General features: G+C 48.6%; 16 protein-coding genes. 4 read left to right on the top strand and 12 right to left on the bottom strand.

All coding sequences use genetic code 11. The annotated features are described in order from the left end of the window. Positions 1–71: 71 nt before the first annotated feature. Positions 72–1,718, bottom strand: coding sequence for an acyl-CoA synthetase (locus tag WG89_RS05025; RefSeq protein ID WP_062262214.1), 1,647 nt, complete (start codon positions 1,716–1,718; stop codon positions 72–74). A gap of 235 nt (positions 1,719–1,953) precedes the next feature. On the opposite strand from WG89_RS05025, the gene WG89_RS05020 reads away from it, so the two are divergent. The 3 genes from WG89_RS05020 (at position 1,954) to WG89_RS05010 (ending at position 6,149) form a co-directional block, all read left to right on the top strand. Next, the gene (locus tag WG89_RS05020; protein WP_062262211.1) at positions 1,954–3,138 is read left to right on the top strand and encodes an MFS transporter; all 1,185 of its coding nucleotides are present in this window, start codon (positions 1,954–1,956) and stop codon (positions 3,136–3,138) included. Positions 3,139–3,262: 124 nt separating this feature from the next. Further along, the gene (locus WG89_RS05015; RefSeq protein WP_062262208.1) at positions 3,263–4,687 is read left to right on the top strand and encodes a hypothetical protein; all 1,425 of its coding nucleotides are present in this window, start codon (positions 3,263–3,265) and stop codon (positions 4,685–4,687) included. A gap of 235 nt (positions 4,688–4,922) precedes the next feature. Then, complete coding sequence (locus WG89_RS05010; protein WP_062262205.1) at positions 4,923–6,149, top strand: MFS transporter; 1,227 nt, start codon at positions 4,923–4,925, stop codon at positions 6,147–6,149. On the opposite strand, the gene WG89_RS05005 is transcribed toward WG89_RS05010, so the two are convergent. From WG89_RS05005 to WG89_RS04960, 10 genes are all read right to left on the bottom strand, one after another. Beyond that, the gene (locus WG89_RS05005; RefSeq protein ID WP_062262203.1) at positions 6,088–6,918 is read right to left on the bottom strand and encodes a methionyl-tRNA formyltransferase; all 831 of its coding nucleotides are present in this window, start codon (positions 6,916–6,918) and stop codon (positions 6,088–6,090) included. The genes WG89_RS05010 and WG89_RS05005 overlap by 62 nt on opposite strands. Positions 6,919–6,923: 5 nt before the next feature. After that, on the bottom strand, positions 6,924–7,838 hold the full coding sequence (locus tag WG89_RS05000) for a cupin domain-containing protein (protein ID WP_062262200.1): 915 nt from the start codon (positions 7,836–7,838) through the stop codon (positions 6,924–6,926). Between the two features lie 215 nt (positions 7,839–8,053). Beyond that, positions 8,054–8,254, bottom strand: a complete 201-nt coding sequence (locus tag WG89_RS04995; protein ID WP_062262262.1) for a DUF397 domain-containing protein — start codon at positions 8,252–8,254, stop codon at positions 8,054–8,056. A gap of 129 nt (positions 8,255–8,383) precedes the next feature. Then, entirely contained in the window at positions 8,384–9,193 is an 810-nt protein-coding gene (locus WG89_RS04990; protein WP_062262197.1) for a hypothetical protein, read from the bottom strand. An 87-nt stretch (positions 9,194–9,280) separates the two neighbouring features. Next, entirely contained in the window at positions 9,281–10,444 is a 1,164-nt protein-coding gene (locus WG89_RS04985; protein ID WP_062262194.1) for a thiolase domain-containing protein, read from the bottom strand. Then, a complete protein-coding gene (locus WG89_RS04980; protein WP_062262191.1) occupies positions 10,444–11,502 on the bottom strand; it encodes a thiolase domain-containing protein in 1,059 nt (352 codons plus the stop codon). The genes WG89_RS04985 and WG89_RS04980 overlap by 1 nt, the downstream gene beginning before the upstream one ends. Then, positions 11,495–12,490 carry a Zn-ribbon domain-containing OB-fold protein gene (locus WG89_RS04975; protein ID WP_079253662.1) on the bottom strand — a complete coding sequence of 332 codons (996 nt, stop codon included), beginning with the start codon at positions 12,488–12,490 and terminating at the stop codon, positions 11,495–11,497. Before WG89_RS04975 ends, WG89_RS04980 begins: the two co-directional genes overlap by 8 nt. 133 nt (positions 12,491–12,623) lie before the next feature. After that, complete coding sequence (locus tag WG89_RS04970; RefSeq protein WP_062262188.1) at positions 12,624–13,748, bottom strand: CaiB/BaiF CoA transferase family protein; 1,125 nt, start codon at positions 13,746–13,748, stop codon at positions 12,624–12,626. Positions 13,749–13,830: 82 nt separating this feature from the next. Then, on the bottom strand, positions 13,831–15,978 hold the full coding sequence (locus tag WG89_RS04965; protein ID WP_062262185.1) for a 3-hydroxyacyl-CoA dehydrogenase NAD-binding domain-containing protein: 2,148 nt from the start codon (positions 15,976–15,978) through the stop codon (positions 13,831–13,833). A gap of 46 nt (positions 15,979–16,024) precedes the next feature. Further along, entirely contained in the window at positions 16,025–17,233 is a 1,209-nt protein-coding gene (locus tag WG89_RS04960) for an acetyl-CoA C-acetyltransferase (RefSeq protein ID WP_062262182.1), read from the bottom strand. Between the two features lie 291 nt (positions 17,234–17,524). Here WG89_RS04960 and WG89_RS04955 point away from each other — a divergent pair, with 291 nt between their 5' ends. After that, positions 17,525–18,532, top strand: a complete 1,008-nt coding sequence (locus WG89_RS04955; protein ID WP_062262178.1) for an AraC family transcriptional regulator — start codon at positions 17,525–17,527, stop codon at positions 18,530–18,532. On the opposite strand, the gene WG89_RS04950 is transcribed toward WG89_RS04955, so the two are convergent. Further along, a complete protein-coding gene (locus WG89_RS04950; RefSeq protein WP_062262175.1) occupies positions 18,533–19,957 on the bottom strand; it encodes a DUF1254 domain-containing protein in 1,425 nt (474 codons plus the stop codon). Positions 19,958–20,052: the final 95 nt, after the last annotated feature.

Genomic DNA, 20,052 nt, shown 5'->3' with positions numbered 1-20,052 from the left:
TTTATTGAGGGGAGTGGGGTGGTAGCCTTTTCCAATCAGGTCAGAAAAGGCTCCAGATGTCGGGGCGGGTGTTAGCCGACCTGATTTGATTTGCTCAGGGCAATGTCACGGGTTTCCTTGTAGGAAGGTTTGCCACTGGGTGTCCTTGGCATTTCGGCAACCACGTGTAACTCACGAGGAATCTTGTAGCCGGCAATGTGTTTACGAGCTTCTTCCTGAACGCTCTTCAGGCTGACTTCATGACCTTCTTTCAGGGTAACAACGGCTGTTACCTTGGCATGGAAGCGCTCATCAGGTGTTTCAACCACCAGGCAGTCGATAATGGATGGATTGTTTTTCAGGGCCTGCTCAACTTCTTCTGGGAAGATCTTCTCGCCACCGGAGTTGATGCAGTTGGAGTCACGACCAAAGATGGTGATTGAGCCGTCTTCTTCCAAACGAGCAGCGTCGCCTGTCAGTAGCCATACCTTGCCTTTGCCTTCTACATCAATAAAGGTTTTGGCGGTTTTAACCGGGTCGTTGTAGTAACCGGCAGGAATGTGACCGGAACGTGAGAAGATGCCGGTTTCACCTGGCTTGGCGTGTCGAGCCTGTTCTGGCGTTTCGCCTTCCACGATAACATCCATAAACTCGGAACGATTGACGTTGCCCAGACTGGCTTCTTCTTTCTTACTGCCTGTGTCCATGCCCATGCTGCCCGACTCAGAAGAGCCAAAGGAGTTGGTGATAAAGACATTGGGGAAGTGTTTCTTGAAGGCATCCTGCTTGGCATAAGAGAAAACAGCACCGCCGGAACCGACGTTGAAGACAGAGTCCAGCTTCCAGCGCTCAGGGTTATTGTCCAGGGCTTCCAGCAGTGGAATAGCCATGGCATCACCGACAATCTGAACCGAGTTAACCGCTTCCTGCTCAACCAGTCCCCATACAGTTTCACCACTAAGGTTACGCTCTGGGTTCATAACCAGTTTATTACCTGCCAGCAGGGTAATGCAGGCAAACCACCAGGAGGCGCCATGCATGAGCGGTGCCAGGGGAAGAGATGCCATTTCAAAGCCAGGCATACGATCAATGATGTCTTCTGGCTTTTCACAAGGGCCCTTGTCCAGACTGTAAAAGCCGCCGCCGCCCATAGCGGCATGGAAAACGTGTTCGTGTGGCCACATTACACCTTTTGGCATGCCTGTGGTGCCACCGGTATAGAGGATGAACAGGTCCTGACCGGAGCGCTCTTCAAAGTCACGCTCGATGGATTGGCCGGTCATTGCCTCTTCGTATTCAGTGGCGCCAATCAATGACAGGTCGTTGCCAGTGGCATCATCTACTGAGACAAAGGTTTTCAGTTCAGGGAACTGGGACTTGATCTCGTTGATGGCAGGAATGAACTCGCGGTGGTGGATACAGGCAACGACATCAGCGTTGTCGAAAATGTACGACAGTTCTTCGTTGACATAGCGGTAGTTAACATTAATGGGAACTGCACGAATCTTGAAACAGGCCAGCATGCCTTCAAGGTATTCGCTGCAGTTATACATATAAAGTGCTACGTGCTGGCCAGCCTTCACGCCCTGAGCGCTTAGGTAATGAGCCATCTGGTTTGCCCGCTGTTCCAGCTGGGTATAGGTGATGCGGCTGTCGCCACAGACCAGGGCTTCACGCTCGCCAACTGCATCGGCTACCAGCTCGAACATATCGCAGATATTGAAGTGTTTTTCAGCCATTACCTGTTTACCTGTTGTTTATTGTTATTTCACCGATCGGATCATTCCCGGATCCGATTACTCCGCTTTTTCAACCTGTTTTGGTGAGCGGATAGTGTGCCATTGTCTCAACAAAATAAGACAAACTTCTTAATGGGGTAACTAATACCAGACAGGTCTATGATTCACGTCGTCCACATGGGGTATAGGGGCTTGGTTTTGCTTTCTGTTTACACTCGAAAAACAGGAGTTACTGATGCCAGCTGAAGCAGCAGTTTCTTTCTATTCTTACTGGCGCATAGCCATACTGGCAGCGGTGTCTTTAATGCTCACCGTACTGGTTGAAGATGCCTATGTGCCGGTCACGGCAGAGGTGGCAAAAGATTTTGGCGCAGCTCTCAATGACTTCCAGCTGACCACTATCCTGCTCATCTGCGTTCAGGGCATCACAATGCCACTGTTTGCCAGTATTGGAGACAGGGTTGGGCGAACGCCGGTGTTAGAAAGTGGCATGCTGATCTTTATTGCCGGTTCACTGCTGTGCATGCTTTCAGGCTCTGTCCTGCTGTTCTATTTCGGTCGTATTCTGCAGGGCGTCGGCGCATCAGCCATCCTGGTGATCATTCCGGCCATGATCAGGGATCGATTCAGTGAAAATGAGGCTGCCAGTCAGTTCTCGGCCATTGCTTTGATTTTGCTCGTGACACGAATAGTCTCCCCTGAAATGGGGGTTCAGATTACCGACGGTTTAGGTTGGCGAGCCTTGTTTGGTTTAATTTCAGTACTCGGACTGATCATTCTGGTCATTAATCATAGGGCTTTTTATTCAGAAGGTAGATTCAGTGTCCAAAGCCAAAAAAGCTCTTTTCTGGAGAATGTAAAAAAGGTGTTAGGCAGTCGTTCCTCACTGGGTTATATCTTCACCTATACCGCCAGCTCAACGGTTGTTCTGATCTATTACAACAATGCCTCGTTCCTGTTTATTCAGTACTACCAGCTGATGGATACTACTTTGGCATTGATTCTCTCTTTATCCTTTGTTGTTCAGGGGGCTGCCTCGCTGATCAATATTTGTTTATTGAAGCGACTGGGGTATCAAAAGATCATGACCTTGACGTTCTATCTCATGGTGGCGCTTTCAGTGGTCAATATGATTCTGGACTGGACCGAGTCCCATACTCTGGTCAGTAACATGTTGCTGCTGTCAGTACTGTTCTTTTTCTCTGCTTTTATTGCTCCCAATGCACTGACCGGAGTGGTTCAGGAGCATCCACAGGCAGCGGCAACAGCCAGCTCTGTGATGGATGTGGTAGCAATCATTATCAGCAGTCTGGCTTCTACACTGGTGATTCTTTTGTCCGATGGGACTCCTAAAACCCTTTCTTTGGTAGCTATGGCTGTCTGTTTGTTGGCTCTCTCTCTATGGAGTAAAGGTGACTGACAGTTTCGACCATAGGCAGGACAGTGCATTCAACTAGTATGAGTCCGAAAAAAGATTTCTAACAATTAAAGCCAGATTTATTTATTGGCTGAGATATTCTTCCCATTTCAAACACAGGATTGCTATGCGAGCGCTCTCTTTCGTTCTGGCAGGTATTTTATCTCTGCCAGCAGGAGCTGGTAGTTACATCAGAACAGATGACGATTTAACCCGGTTCAGCAAAGAGAATGATCTGATTGATACGGTCATGGAAATGATGATCAGACGAACGACAAGAGCTGAAGATGATGTGTTTCTGTTTCGTCGGTACTATTTGGATGAGGGTGGGCTAAGTCATGAGAATATCAGCTTGGCACAGCCGCTTGATATTCAATATGAGGGTGAAAAACGTCATCAAAGGCTGAGCCACTCTGCTAAACAAGAAAAAACAGGCAGCTCCGGGTTTTATAAAGGGGATTCTGGCTCAACAGACCTGAAACTCTTCTACTGGCATCTTTCTGATGATGATTCTGACAGTATAAAAGCCATCAACGAGCAGTTTGATGTGCTGACTGAAAATTTTTCTCAATTGCAAGAGATCAGGCAAGCAAATCCGGATCTTTTTGTGTTCTCTGGCGTTTCCAATGTAGAGTACATGAGTCAGATCCGGAGCTTATGTCTCAGTGTTCTTGGCTTAAGCATGTCGAGTGAAGCTGCTGAGGAAGCCTGCGACCTCTCTGAATCTGGAACTGACTATCTGAATGCTCAAACGGAGCATCTCTTATTTGGCAGTAATTTTCTGGCGATCAGTCCCTTGCCTCTTGAGCCATTCATTAATCGATTTGATGATGTGGGACTCACTCTATGGCGAAAGATGGGTTGGTTTTCAAGGGTCAGTAGCGCCAATATGGCCTATATGGCGCAATATAGAATCTTGAAAGACGGCCATTGGCATTCGATTGTTCAGCTGACTGGAGATCATAGTTATGCATGGTCTTATCCAAAACAAGGGCAGGAAGATGACTGGGAATGGATAATGATCAATAGAGTAAAGCTGGTGCTGGATGACATGCTGGCAGAAGGGGAATCAGCCCACGTTCTAACCCATATTGCTGAAGATATTTATCCAAAGGAAGAGATAGCTACCCTTTTGAAGTCGGCTCCGAAAGTCTATCAGGATAACCAGCCCGATTTTGATCCTGAAAATAATGGGTTGGCAGAACAGATAATCTATAAATATAACTATCTCCATCGTCCCAAATCTCAGCAGATGGCTCAGGTCTATCTGTATCGAAAAGGAAAAAAAATAAAAAAATCCGGCGCATCTATAAAAAGGTTAGTGCTCAAACGACCCCAAAAAGATGGGGCAGATAATGCAGGCTGGTTTGATTGGCTATGGAGTGGCCAACCTCATAGAGACTTATCGCCTTATTATCCTTCTGTTACTACCCTTAAGTACCGTCATGTTGAAATCAATGCGGCTGTTGTTGAACCTGAGAGTTCTTCGCGTGAAGTCCCTGATGTGGTTCCGGAACTGCCCATGATTGATGGACTCCTTAATCGATATTGATGAGTAAGATGGTGCCTGTTTCAAGGAGTAAGAATATAACTCTGCCGTCTTTTATTTTGCGAGGTGGGTAACTTATTTGAAGCTGGTCTAAGCTACACTCCGTCAGCTTAAATTAGAGGCCGGTTGTTGCAACTTTCCTATGAACAATTTGAGCAGACTCGGGCCGGACTCTCATCGGATGATCCATTATCGGAGGGTAACGGCAATATCCCCTGAGATATCCGAGTAAACCATTGTGTTTTCACTTCAATCTTCTGTCGATAAGCTGGCCATCTGGCGTTTCTCGTTCATTGCTTCCTTTACATTGCTTTTGACGGTGATGGTGGAAGATGCGTACATTTCAGTAACGGGAATCGTTGCCAAAGATTTTGGATCGTCTGTTAACTACTTTCAACTCACTACTATTGTCCTGATATTTATTCAGGGACTTTTTATGCCACTTTTTGCCCGGTACGGGGATCGTTTGGGTCGGTTACCGGTTCTGAAAGCAGGTTTGCTGACTTTCCTGGCAGGTTGTATGTCATGCTTTCTTGCGAGCTCAGAGTGGCTCTTTTATGGAGGAAGAATCATACAGGGAGTGGGGGCATCAGCCATTCTGGTGATCGTCCCGGCACTGATACGCGATCGATATTCTGATAATGAATCAGCGAGACAGTTTTCGGTTATTGCACTGGTTTTGTTGGTATCAAGAGTTATCTGCCCAGAACTGGGGATCAAGATAACTTCTGCGCTAGGCTGGAGGGCTCTGTTTGCATTTTTTGCGCTTTGCTCACTGGCTTTATTTGTCATCAATCATCTGGAGTTTCGCCAAGAGAAAAAGATTATTAGAGAGGATTCTGGAAAATTCTTTTTCTACGACTTCATTCGTATACTTTGTGATAAGCCGTCACTTCGCTATGTCATCGCTAATTCATGTGGATCAATGGCTGTTTTTATCTATCTTAATAATGCCTCTTTTTTATTTATTGACTACTTTCATACAGATTATTCTACCCTCGCTATTGCCCTAACATTAGCCTTTTTGATTTTGGGGGCATCTGCAGTGACGAATATCTATTTATTGAAAAAGTTTCGCTATGAAAAAATAATGCAAAAGGCTTTTTTTATCCTCGTTTTAATGTCAGTGCTTAACATGGTCATTGACTGGGCCGAGAGCCATACATTTACAAGCTGCATGGTTTTTTTAGCCGCTCTGTTTTACATTTCCGGGTTTGTGGGACCCAATTCCCAGGCGGGGATTTTGCAGGAGCACCCCAGGGATGCAGCAACGGCCAGTTCTGTTCTGGATGTTGTGGCTATCATTGTCAGCAGCATTGTTTCCGCTCTGGTTGTGTTGTCAGCTGACGGGACAACGAAAGCTTTGTCCCTGTATACCATGTCCTATTGTCTGATCTCCTTGTTCATCTGGCATTGGTTAAGAGTGAAAGAGCCTGCTTCGGAAACAGAACAAGACCATCACTGACCGCAATAACCAGTTTCTGCTGATTGTTCTGGATGATCTGCCCCGCCTGATAGTCGTGTGAATAGACCAGAGTTTCGCCATAGAATGCCAGCCACTTTTCACCCTGAGCCTCTAGAAAAACGCCGAGAATATTAAAGGCTCTTATCTGTTTCTCAAGGGTATGGCAGCTGCTTGCCCAGTTTAAAGTACGATCCTGGTCGTTGATGTCCCTGATATAGCTACCTTTGGTTTGCGGTGCTCGGGAATGATAGAGGCTGTCAAAGTTGTTCAGAAGAGTATTCAGTAATTTTGGGGCTTCAAGGTAGAGTCTGGTTGCAAACATATCTAATGACTCTTCAGGCTCAGGAGGGAGTGCTTTTTGAAGGATAACGTCGCCTTCGTCAATCCTCTCTGCCAATTGGTGAAGGGTCAGCCCGGCTATTTGTGGCGCGCGTTGAAGAATATGAGGTAAAGGGCAGGGTCCGCGCCCTTCAGGCAACAGGGTTGAGTGAAGGTTAATAGCGTAGGGTACCTGATCGGTATGAGTGATTTTCCAGGAATAGGCTGCTGAAAAGAACAGGTCGACGCCTTTGCCAAGCAGTTCATCCATGATTTCATCAGAAGGGCGCCCCATATAGAGAGGTACATGATGTTCATAAGCCCATTGATGAATGTTATCGGTGTATTGAATTTCCGGGCCAGTGAATAGCTGAATCACTTCATGTCCATGTTGAGCAAAAACATCCAGACAGGAACTGAAAAAGTTGTACCCGAAAAAGGCTACTTTCATGGAAATTACTCCCTGGTTTTCGGAGGTTTTGCTGGATGGTGAGAAGGCACTATTCCGGAATTATTCTGAACACTTTGTTGAAACTGTTTACTGGCATCTGTTAACCAGTTTGGTAGTGGCTGTTGATTTTCCAGGTGTTCCAGTAGTTGGGCCAGGGCTTTTCCATACCAGTCGCTTTTGGTCAGCCGTTCAAGAATGATCATAAAACTGGCTGAAAAGCCGGTTGCATGGCCAATATGGGGCATATCTTCAGGAATATAAAAGACATCCCCTGGCTCAATACACCAGGTTTCTCCTAATGGAATAAGGCTGCTGTAAGATCTCTGATGCCTTGGGTTGGAGGCATAAAATCGTTCAGAACTTCCCGTCAATTCAGAGAGCAGGTCTCGGCTCCAGAACGTCATGTATTTGCTACAGGGCCCCAAATGAAAATGAATGACGCTGACTCCATAACCGTCTTCATGGATGCCGAAAGGTGTGAAGTCGTAATCACCCATTAACAGGCTGGGCTGGAGTGTGAGAAATGGATCCTGAACGGTGTTTGAAAGAGTCGGATGAATCCCTTTTATACGAGAAACAATATCAGAAAAATAACCAGCCAGTTGACCGATAATAATACATATATTGTCGTCTTTAAAAATCTTGTAATACCAGTCTTCAAGTCTTTCAGTGTGAGAAGGTGGGTTTTGTATCAGTATTTGAGCCAGATCCAGTTGTACACCATGATTCTTCATCAAACGAAGGGTAGGGCTGATGACTGAAGCCTTGTCTGCAACAGCATGAAGAATCGTTTTAATGTCGGAGTATAAAAGTGGGCTTGCGGCTTTTTCTTTCAATATCCCTGGTTTGCAAAAATCAGCAGTGACGCTTGCTAACTGGTCAATCAATTCTTTATTTCTGATTTCCGGATCATTTGTCATCTTATTTGATCAATTTAAAACTAATGAAACATTTATAATCATTGGAGAAACATCATGGATAGGACAATAAAGTGCTTGGACTGAGATATTTTGTAATTGGGACAGCGGCTGGATAAGTCTATTTATATCACCAGAGTCGAAATGCCGTCAGATGAATAAAGCGCTGTCCCAAATAGTGGGAACGATGAGTCTGATATTTACTGGACTGTGGCAGCCTAAAGTTCAAACTCGTTGTTTTTTACACCTTTGAGAAATGCAGACCATTCCAGTTCATCGAATAACACCATGCCTTTTTCCGGGCGGCGGTTATTTCGCACAGCTATATGACCATCTTTAATGGCCACTTCAACACAAGAGATAACTCCGTGTGTGAAGGAGCTGGTTTTGAAATCAGTGTCTTTAAATACAACTTTCATTTTCAAGTCCTCGGATTGAACGAACACTCTTGCTGAGTTGTGCATTAAGACTATAGCCAAGCCGCTGTCAGACATCATAATTCTTTCGAATATCATAGATGATTTATTTTTAATAAAAGGAATGCATAATTAAATTTTGATATACGACAGTGATCTTATGACCTCGTTACTGAAAAAAGCGTGTGGTTCTAAAAACCATTGAATCAGGCTTCTGCATTGGGTCAGCGATTTTGAATACCAGGGTGAGTGGTAGAGTGAAGTGGGATAAATAATCAGTGTATTTCTGTTATTGGCTAACGTTGAATATTGCTGAATCTGGTCTTCTTTACCGGGCAGTCCGGAAGTTTGCCACCAGGTTGGCGGTGGGGATAGATAGCCCTCTGCTTCCAGTTTTCGCCAGGTGACTTCAAGGCTGTCATGACAACTGAAACTTCCCAGTATCTTATAAAAAGCGGTATGACTGAGCTCTGCGGGCAGAGTGCAGCGCCATAACTGGCAAACCCATCCTCCTATTGCATCACAATGAGGCAAAAAGGTATGTGATTTAGTCACAGCCTCTGTCCTGTTATACAAAGTGGCTCGGTTGTATGTGACATAGGGCCACTGATTCAATGTTCTCTCCCAGTACCTGGCCGTCCAGCTGTCTTTATACCGTTGTGAGAACTGTTTAATAATTTCATAGAGTTGCTGTTCAATGAAATAACCCCATTCACAGGGCATTGGGGTTTCCAGGGCGTTGGCCTGGGTTTTCAGAATAGGGTAAGGAGGCGTTTGATTCAGATGCCGATCCAGAATGTCAAAAGCGGGGATAAAATCATTGATTCTGATCGCCATAACATCGCCATAATGACTTTCTGTCAGAAGTAATGGCTGAACATTCTCGCTGTGACACTGAAACAGTGACTCATAGTCATCGGTTGTCATGGGGACGGGAGGCATCAGTGCATTCCGTGAAAGCAAAAATGCAAGGATAGATGGTTTTCTTTATAGAGAAGGAAAGGGGCGGAAGAACTCCGCCCCAAAAAATCAGGACTTATCGGAACTCACAATCCACATAGCGTAGAATTGAGCACCACCACCGTAGGCATGGCCCATGGCGGTTTTAGCACCGGGCACCTGGTGGTCACCACATTCGCCACGCACCTGCTGGGCAGCCTCAGCAAAACGGATCATGCCGGATGCACCGATGGGGTTGGAAGACAGTACACCGCCGGATGGGTTCCAGGGCGTATCACCGCCATCGATCAATGAAGTAACATTGTCCATGGTCAGCTTCCAACCTTCACCTTCTTCGGCAAAGCCCAGGTTTTCCAGCCACATGGGCTCATACCAGGAGAAAGGTACATAGATTTCTGCACAGTCAATCTCCTTACGGGGATTGGTGATGCCAGCCTGTTGATATACGTCGGCAGCACACTGACGACCCGCCAGAGGGTTAACCTCTTCACGTTCCGCGAACATGGTAGGTTCGGAGCGCATAGCAGTACCACGAATCCAGGCAGGCTTCTTCGGAGACTGTTCAGCCAGCTCTTCGTTGGCGATGATCATGGCACAGGCACCGTCGGAAGAAGGGCAGGATTCCAGCATACGAATAGGATCCCAAAGCATTCCGGAGTGTTCTACCTGTTCTTCAGTGATCTCTCCCAGCTTCAAATGAGCAAGAGGGTTCAATGCACCATGCAGACGGTCTTTGGTAGCAACACGAATACCCGCATTGTATGGCGCATTACTGCGACGCATATATTCACGGATAATCGGTGCGAAGTAACCACCGGCACCGGCATTCAGGTGTGGCGAGAATGGCTGTGGGTTAGACAGAGCCCACATGGCGTTGGACTCTGACTGCTTCTCGAAAGCAACGGTCAGAATACGCTTGAACATGCCGCTCTGAACATAAGACGCTGCTACGATAGCGGTTGAACCTCCAACAGAGCCTGCAGTGTGAACACGCAACATGGGTTTGCCATTACAGCCCAGAGCGTCGGTCAGATAGGCTTCCGGCATAATGATGCCTTCAAACATATCAGGCGCTTTACCGACAATAACGGCGTCAATGTCGTCCCAGGTCAGCTCAGCGTCTTTCAATGCATTAACGGCGGCTTCACGAACCAGGCCTGCAATAGAAACGTCGGATCTTTTGGTCTGGTATTTGGTTTGTCCAACACCGACCACTGCTGCTAATTCAGCCATTATTCTGCCTCCAGTACCGTGACCATGTTGTGCTGCAAGCAAGGTCCGCTGGTGGCATGAGCGACACCGCGTTTTGCTTCCCCATTGATAATGCGACGGGCAACTTCACCAATTCGGTCAAGGCCTGCAGCCATCATCACGTTGCCGGCCAGAGGGCCACCGGAAGGGTTGACCACTGTGTCATCACCCAGACCCAGTGCTTTTTTCAGGATGATTTCCTGATGACTGAAGGGCGCATGAATTTCAGCTACATCCACCTTTGCAGAATTCACACCTACGGCCTCAGCGGCAATAGCGGTGGACTCGGAAACAGTCAGATCACGGGCACCAAAGTTATGGGTCTCGATACGATGATCCATCGCTTTGATGACGGCGTAGGGCAGTCCCCACTCTTTGGCTTTCTCAACGGTGCAGATAATCATTGCTGAAGCACCGTCAGAGACAGGAGGGCAGTCATGCTTTCGCAGGGGCGCAATATATTCTGGCTCTTCCAGCAGCTGTTCTACCGAATAATCTCCAGACAGTTGAGCTTTGTCGTTAGATTTCGCGTTTGCACGTGAACGACTGACGACTTCAGCCATGTCTTCTTCCGTCAGAACACCGGCTTCCATAGCGGAACGAGCCTGCATGGCATTCAGACTGACAACGTCAGGCCACAGTGGCGAGTAGTAGTAAGGGTCCAGCTGTTGAGACAGTACCTGAGCCAGCTTACCGGGGCTGGATTTGGCAAATCCGTAAATCAGGGCAGACTCTGCTGCACCCATGTTGATTTTCAGGATACTTTCGTACAGCGCCCAGGCTGCGTCCATCTCAACGTGGGATTCTTTGATAGGTGGCACTGCACCCAAAGCATCAACACCGGCAACGAAGGCAAAAGCGGCACCCTGCAGATAATCACAGCTGCCTGAGCAGGTGAAGTCGACATCATGAATGTCTTTCAGCCCAGCTTCTTTTAATACTTCGTTGACCACAGGCATGATCAACTCAACTTCGTTATTGGCACCCGCATCCCGAACAATAGGGTTCTGTGCATAGGCTACAACGGCAATATCACGCATCGTTCTTCTCCCCCTTTGGCGTTAGTCGACCAATCTCTTCACGAGGAATATCGGGCTCGTCAATGGGCTGGAAGTAAGCAATGCTTTCCATCGCGTGAGTCCACTCTTCTTCAGGCTTCCATACGGCTTCTACCCGCATGCCGATACGAACATCACTGTTCTCGCAACCGCTGACAATGTGCAGAAAGGACTGGTGAGCACCATCAACCATCAGGTTGGCCACGACAAAAGGCGGTTTGATCGGGTTGCCGGGAATAGGGATCGAAATAATGGTGAAAGACTGAACGGTGGCCTTGTTGCTCAGCTCAACATTCTCATCATTTGCTACGCCACAGGCTGGGCATGAACCACGAGGGGGGACATAAACAGCGGAACACTCTGAACACTTACCGCCAGTGAGTTTGCCTTTCTTAATGTTGGAAAGGAAGGTAGCCGTCGCTTTACCTGCTGTGAAGTTGTATTCCAGATAGACTGGAGATTCCACACCGGTAATGGGCTCAAGATCGGAAGCTGCAGGCTTTTCAGCCACTTTCGAGTCTTCAGTAACGGGTTCGAAGCAGGCAATATCAGTAATCAGTCCCTGGGTTTCATCCGCCCAGCGAACCTGAACTTTCATGCCTGTGCTCATGGCATCCTGACTGCCCGCATCCACCATATGCAGCATGGGTACATCGGTGCCGTCCAGCTGAATCATGGCAAAAGCAAAAGGTTTTCTCAGAAGATGCTTTTCATTAGGCTCATTGACCCATGACCAGGTTTTGACCACACCGGTTTCAGCTACATCGACAAAATCAGTGATAGCCTCAGCGGTTTTTGGATCGTATTCCATAGGTGGAACATAAACCTTACCGTCACTGGCTTTGTTGCCGATGAGTTTACGGTCGCGCAGCCCGGTCAGGAATTGACCTACAACGGGGCCGGTAGAGCGGGTGTAGGTGTAGCCGAGCGTAAATGCCTGGCTAAGCACCTCTGGCTCATTTTGCGGCATATTTATCACTCCTTTTGTTGTTTTTATCGTGAAACATTTTTCATCGTTGCGATGAAAAACAAAATCTTCCGCTAATTTCTTTTCTTAAACCGGTTCCCACACCGGAGCATGGGAACAAGTGATTTCTGAACGCTTAGCTGAGTGCTCCAGCATTCTTCAGTGACTGGATTTTTTCTGCCGAGAAGCCCCATTCACCCAGTACACTTTCGGTATCCACTCCTGCCGCTTTCGAACCATGGCTCACCTCGGAAGGTGTACGGCTGAAACGTGGTGCCGGAGCAGGTTGGGTCATGCCATCAATGTCGATGTAGGTGTTACGTGCGACATTGTGTGGATGTTGGGGGGCTTCCAGGAAGTCGAGAACCGGAGCAAAGCAGACGTCAGTGCCTTCCATCAGTTCACACCACTCGGCCTGAGTCTTGGTCTTGAAAATGACTTCCAGTTTTTCCTTGTATTCAGGCCAGCGAGAAGCATTGTGCTGATCACCAAACACGCTGGGATCCAGGTTGGCTTTTTCAATCAACAGGCTATAGAACTGAGGCTCAATAGAACCCAGAGAAACGTATTTGCCGTCCTGGGTTTCGTAGGTGTCATAGAAGTGAGCGCCACTATCCAGCAGGTTGCTGCCACGCTGGTTGCTCCAGATACCCATGGCATGGAATGAATTAAACATAGCCATCAGCAGTGCTGAGCCGTCGGTCATGGCAGCGTCAATCACCTGACCTTGACCGGTTTTTTGAGCTTCCAGCAAACCTGCCAGAATACCCACTGCGAGGAACATCGCACCGCCACCGTAATCGCCCACCAGGTTCAGTGGTGGAACCGGCTTTTCATGTTTGCGACCTGTCGCATATAAAGCGCCCGTCAGGGAAATGTAATTGATATCATGGCCAGCCGCCTGAGCCAGTGGACCGATTTGTCCCCAGCCAGTCATGCGACCATAAACAATTTTGGGGTTTCGCTTCTGACACTCTTCCGGGCCTACGCCCAGTCGCTCGGCAACGCCGGGACGAAAGCCTTCAAAAATGGCATCGGCACCCTCTACCAGATTCAGCAAGGTTTCCAAACCTTCCTTACTTTTGAGGTTCAGGGCAATAGACTTTTTGCCACGGCGGGTGACGTCTGGTGCGACATGATCAGAACTGGCTCGTTCAACAACAATGACTTCCGCACCCATATCAGCCAGCAGCATGCCGCAGAAAGGGCCGGGGCCAATGCCGGCGAGTTCGATGATTTTATAACCTGTCAGGGGACCCATTGCCTACATCTCCAGATTTTTATTGTTATTGGGTTGCTTAAAGCTCCTGCCCGAAGCGAGCAGGAGCTATGAGCGAACAAGGTTATACGAACAGCTCGCCTTTCTCAGCTTTCTCAACCGCAATAGCAGGAGGAGCAAAGCGGTCGCCGTACTTCTCGGCCAGCTCAGTCGCACGATCTACGAACTTCTGAGTACCGTAAGTATTGACGAACTGGATCAGACCACCGGTCCACGCAGGAGCACCGATACCCATGATGGTTCCGATATTGGCGTCAGCTACAGAGTGGACAACGCCTTCCTGCAAACCTTTCAGAGCTTCAATGACCTGGCGGAACAGCAGACGATCTTTGACGTCTTCGCTGGGAATTTCCAGATCCTTGTTGTAGTAAAGGTCATAGAGTCCGGGCCAGATTTCCTTGCTGCCGTCTTCACCGTACTGATAGAAACCACCGCCCTGATGGCGACCACCACGACCGTGCTCTTCTACCATGGTGCTCATCACTCCACGGGTAATGGTGCTGTCACCGTGAACGTCCAGCAGGCCCAGTTCTTCAGCAGATGCACTGGCTTTCAGGGACGTGCTAAGGCTCACTTCGTCATAAATAGCCAGTGGGCCCAGAGGCATACCGATGGAGTTGGCCAGGTTGTCCAGAGCTACTGGGTGGAAACCTTCTTTCAGCAGCTGAACGCCTTCATCCAGGTAGCTACCGAAGGTACGAGATGTGAAGAAACCAAAAGAGTCATTAACGACAATAGGTGTCTTCTTGATTTTCTGTGAGTAGTCAAAAGCCTTGGCCAGAGTTTCCTGGCTGGTCTTGTCACCGCAGATAATCTCGACCAGAGGCATTTTGTCTACTGGGGAGAAAAAGTGAATTCCGATAAAGTTTTCTGGATTCAGACTGGCTTCTGCCAGACGTCCAATAGGCAGGGAAGAGGTGTTGGAACCGTAAGTGCCATTTTCCGCCAGGAAAGGTTCGGTTTCCTGAACAATCTTCTTCTTCAGATTGATGTCTTCGAAAACGGCTTCGATAATCAGGTCACAACCTTGAAGGTCTTCGTTATTCGCGGTTGGCTTGATCAGGCTTAGGATGCCTGCTTTTTTCTCTTCAGTCATACGACCGCGGGCAACACGCTTGGAAAGCGTCTTGTCGGAGTAGGCTTTACCCTTTTCTGCGGACTCTACTGTCAGGTCTTTCAGAACCACTTCGATACCTGCCATGGCAGATACCAGAGCAATACCCTGACCCATGACACCAGCACCCAGTACACCGACTTTCTTAACGTCGGTCTTCTCAATGCCTTTTGGACGGCTGGCACCGCCATTCACCTGGTTCATCTGGAAGAAAAAGGTGGTGATCATGTTCTTGGCAACCGGCGTCATCACCAGTTTGGTCAGACCACGGCTTTCTACTTTCAGAGCGCCGTCAAAGCTCAGGCGTGCAGCTTCAGCAGCACAGTCCAGAATGGTTTCCGGAGCAGGCATCAAACCTTTGGTCTTTTGCAGCAGCATGGCTGGAGACATAACAAGCAGCTGGGCAACCTGTGGGTTGTTGGTATCGCCACCAGGGATCTTGTGACCTTTGCGGTCCCAGGGCTGGCTTTTCGCTTCTTCGTTGTCCTTGTTTTCCAGAATCCAGGCTTTTGCGCGGGAAACCAGTTCTTCCTTGGTGTCGACCAGCTCATTGATCAGACCGGCTTCCAGAGCTTTGTCCGGAGTGATCTGCTTGCCTTCCATGATGTAAGGCAGGGCATTTTGCAGACCCAGCATATTAACGGTACGAACGATACCACCGGCACCTGGCAGCAGGCCCAGGTTTACTTCTGGCAGACCCAGCTTAACGCTGCGGTTATTCCAGGCGATACGGTAGTTACAACCCAGGCAAAGTTCGAAACCGCCACCCAGAGCTGCACCATTAATAGCGGCCACTACAGGAACTGGCAGTTTCTCCAGACGACGGAAGTGACCTTTAACCGCTTCCAGGCCTTCCATGTAATCTTCTTCATCACCGGGCTGGGCTTCAACCAGCTCGTTCAGGTTACCGCCTGCAAAGAATACGTCTTTGGCAGAAGCGAAAACGACACCGGTCATGCTTTCTTCAGCTTCCAGACGGGTTACCGTGTCTTCCATGGTGCCACGGTACTCTTCAGTCATGGCATTGACTGAACCTTCCATGTCCATGGTGATGGTGACGATGCCGTCGGCGTCTTTTTCGTAAATAAATCCACTCATTGTTCTTCTGCTCTCTCTATTCTTGAATCTTCAGGAAATCTGTCTCTTAGACCAGTTCAACGATGGTGGAGATACCCATGCCACCGCCTACGCAGAGAGAGATCATGCCGCGCTTGAGGTTACGACGCTCCAGCTCATCCACCATGGTGCCAACCAACATGCCACCGGTTGCGCCCAGTGGGTGACCCATGGCAATGGCGCCACCGTTTACGTTGGTGACATCGTGGGAGATTTCCAGTTCGCTCATATAACGCAGGGCAACGGAAGAGAAGGCTTCGTTGATTTCCCACAGGTCAATGTCGCTGGCTTGCAGGCCGGCTTTTTTCAGAGCCTTGCGAGCAGCAGGAGCAGGACCGGCCAGCATCAGAACTGGCTCAACCGCCAGAACTGCGGTGGCAACAATGCGGGCGCGTGGTGTCAGACCCAGATCTTTACCGGCTTTTTCACTGCCCACCAGAACAGCAGAGGAACCGTCTACGATGCCGGAAGAGTTACCCGGCGTATGAATGTGGTTGACCTTGGAAACCTGTGGGTACTTGCTGATGGCGACATCGTTAAAGCCGAATTGTCCTGGCATTTCAAAAGCGGGCTTCAGCTTGGCCAGGCCTTCCATAGTGGTTTCAGGCTTGATGAAATCGTCTTTATCCAGAACAGTGACACCGTTGTTGTCTTTAACGGCAACCACAGACTTATCAAAATAACCATTGTCACGGGCGTGAGCTGCACGACGCTGTGATTCTACGGCGAAGGCATCGACTTCTTCACGGGTATGACCATCCAGTGTTCCCAGCAGGTCAGCTGCAACACCCTGAGGAATAAAACCATTCTTGAAGACAAACTCAGGGTCGGCACCCATGGCACCACCACTGGAACCCAGGGGAACACGGGACATGGACTCAACACCGCCGGCTACCACCAGATCTTCCCAGCCGGAAGCGATTTTTTGAGCGGCAATGTTGACAGCTTCCAGACCGGAAGCGCAGAAGCGATCCAACTGAACGCCGGCAACACTTTGATCCCAGCCAGCGTTGGCAACGATCATTTTGGTGACATCGCCGCCCTGTTCGCCGATGGGGGTTACACAACCGAATACCGCGTCATCGACGTAGGATGTGTCCAGGTCCAGACGACTCTGCATGGCTTTCAGAACAGATGCGCCCAGGTCGATGGGCTTGACTGTGTAGAGGCTACCGTCTTTCTTACCCTTACTCCTTGGAGTGCGTACGGCATCATAGATATACACTGGATGGGGCATTTTGGGTTTCCTTTAAGTTTTTCTTGCTTTTGTATTCCGGGTGGCCGGCTGTCCTGAATCGCTCTTGTATCCCTTTCCTGACCGGCGACTTTCCCCTGCTGCTGTCACTTGCAGCTATCGACTTTGGCACATTCTGCTCTGGAACAACTGACTTAACAATGACAGGGGGGGACATAAAAATTGACATTAGATGACACTTTTAATTTAGAATTCTATTTCGGACAGGGGGAGAAGTGAGTTGAAACAGCCCCTGGAAGAGTGTTGGGACTAACTCTTTTCAGAGTGTAAAGAATGAAAACAATCACCATCAGTTCAGCTTATGTCCGTCAGACACTCGATGGCGCAGAGGCTCTGGGCTATGACCTGAAGAAGCTTCTGCGTGAATGCGAGATACCACCTCAGGTTTTGACGGAAGATCGATCCAGGGTGGAGGCAGCCCAGTATTTCAGGCTGGTGAGCAAATTAACGGTATTGCTCAACGATGAGGCAATGGGTCTGTTAGGCAAGCCTCAACGCATTGGTGTATCGGCCATGATGTGTAATGCGGTCATTAATTGTCCCTCCGTTGGAGAGGCCTATGAGCGTTCAGTGGAGTACGCCAACCTGCTGGAGAATGGCTTTTACCATCAGCTGACATTAGATGACAATCTGGTTACCCATGAGATTGGCCGTCGATCGACTTCTACGATTACCAATACTTATATTGTTGAAACCACGCTGATGTCATTTCACCGTTTCCACAGTTGGTTGGCTAATGAAAGGATGCCCATTGTCCAGGTGACTCTGGACTACCCCGCCACGGATTACCCGGAAGAGTATCAGTTCCTGTTTTTCGGGGCTGCGGTATTGTTTAACCAGCCTCGAAACTCCATTGTTTATAATCGCAGTGCCTTTGATTTGCCTAATCGGCAAAACTACCCGTCGCTTCAGTCATACATGGAGCGTGCGCCGATGAATCTGTTTGAAACACGAGTCAGTGACAAGCAGATCGCCATGAATGTCAGAAATCTGGTTGAAACCAGCCTGAGGGAAAAAGAGGAGCTGCCTGAGATTGAAGTCATAGCCGCTCATCTCAATATGCATTCACAGACCCTACGTCGTGCATTGAAAAAAGAGGGTACGGTCTATCAGGAGATCAAAACCCAGACCCGCCGCGACATTGCGATTCATCTCCTCAATCAGAAGCGTCTATCTATTGAAGAGATCGCTGCCAAAGTGGCTTTCTCTGAGCCCAGTGCCTTTATTCGTGCTTTTAAAAGCTGGACCGGGCTCACGCCTTTGACTTATAGAAAAGGGTGATCAATTCACCCTTTCAATCCTGGCCAGCTCATACTCTTTATTGAGAATGGGCTGCTCAGGCTCGTACATTCTCATCACCGCCATAAACATACCTTCGGGAACAGGCAGCCAGTTTTTATTGGGATCTTCCGGTCTTTCGGACTGAAGCCAGATTGTCAAAGAACCATCGTCGTTGTACTGGATGCCATCGGTACGATCTCCAATGCTGTAACGATTAATCTCATTGCTGGCCAGCTGTTTCTTTGGGAGTTCGTAAGTGGCTACTGACCAGAAGCCTTTAACAGGCGGTAACTGACCTTTTTCAAAGTGCAGCTTGTAGGTGTTGTTTCCCGTCATAATGTCATCGTCGCCTGATGTCAGAGCGGCTGCATATGTCGATTCTTCCGGCAGGTTGCCATAACCATTGGCCACAACAGAGGCTCGCTGAATGTAATCGAATCCGTAGCGACCCACTTTCTGGGGAATCATCCAGCCGTTGTAACTGGGAAGCGTACGAAGTTCGGATGCTTCGACAATCTTCATGCCTTCTTCCAGTGCCTGCTCTAAACCTTTGAGTGTGGCTTCACTGAGCTTTTCTGGATCGAAGTCACTGTTGGGGCCAATGCCAATCAGGTCGAACTGGGCCATAAGCGCTTGTTCGCTGGCACGGGTTGGAATACTTCTCAGTGCCTTATTCATGTAACTGAAGAATTCGAGGGATTGCAGTGGATCAATGGGCTCTGAAGTGATTGCAGGTTTTGTAGCAGGTCTCTGATCCAGAGTGAATTCACTGAGTGAAGCCATCCAGATATTGTTCATGGCATCGACTGCAGCGGGCTTATCTTCTTTGCCTGCTACATACATTCTGCCCAATAACCAGCCTTTGGAAGTCTCTACTTCTACAGGCTTAACATTGTCCGGTAGGCTGCCCTGCCAGTCGGGTGAAACCAGTGCGTAATAGGTTTCGTCAGTACCGTAAGTCCGTCGTCCAATATGAATTACTTCAGAGTAAAGGTTGGTGACAGCAATGGTGAAGTAGCGTCCCTGAGTATCCGGTGTGTGAATAATGACCGGCTCTTTGCTGATATCAAACCAGCCACTGAAATAGAGGGTGTCGTTGTTGGGCAGACGAAGGTTGCCAGCATTCTCTGGCCCGACTATTTCATCGTAACGGTGCAGGCGGTTTATGGGAGCGTAAACCTGCTGGTTCTCTTCCACCTTATGAATTTCGTTGTGCATTTGTTTGGCCATATCCACCAGAGGATAGCCATAGACATAGGCCAGTGCGCCAATGCTGGCGGCCATCTTCTCGGCAATAATGGCGTCGCTGCGTTTTTGCTGATAGCTGATCAGGGCTGCCAGGTTAATCTGACTGGCCAGTATCCCCAGTACGGCGAAAGCCCCCAGAATGATCGAGACCTTTTTCATTGTTATTTTACTGGTCATTCTTTTATCCAGAAACGGTGGAAAAGTGTTCTCAGCTTAGGGACTCAGGAAAATTAATAAACCGCCTGTTTGGAAACCCGGGTTTTCCATATGGA

Source organism: Endozoicomonas arenosclerae, assembly GCF_001562015.1.
GTDB lineage: Bacteria > Pseudomonadota > Gammaproteobacteria > Pseudomonadales > Endozoicomonadaceae > Endozoicomonas_A > Endozoicomonas_A arenosclerae.
The sequence above is the reverse complement of the archived record's forward strand: the minus strand, read 5'-3'. Positions and strand labels throughout refer to the sequence as shown.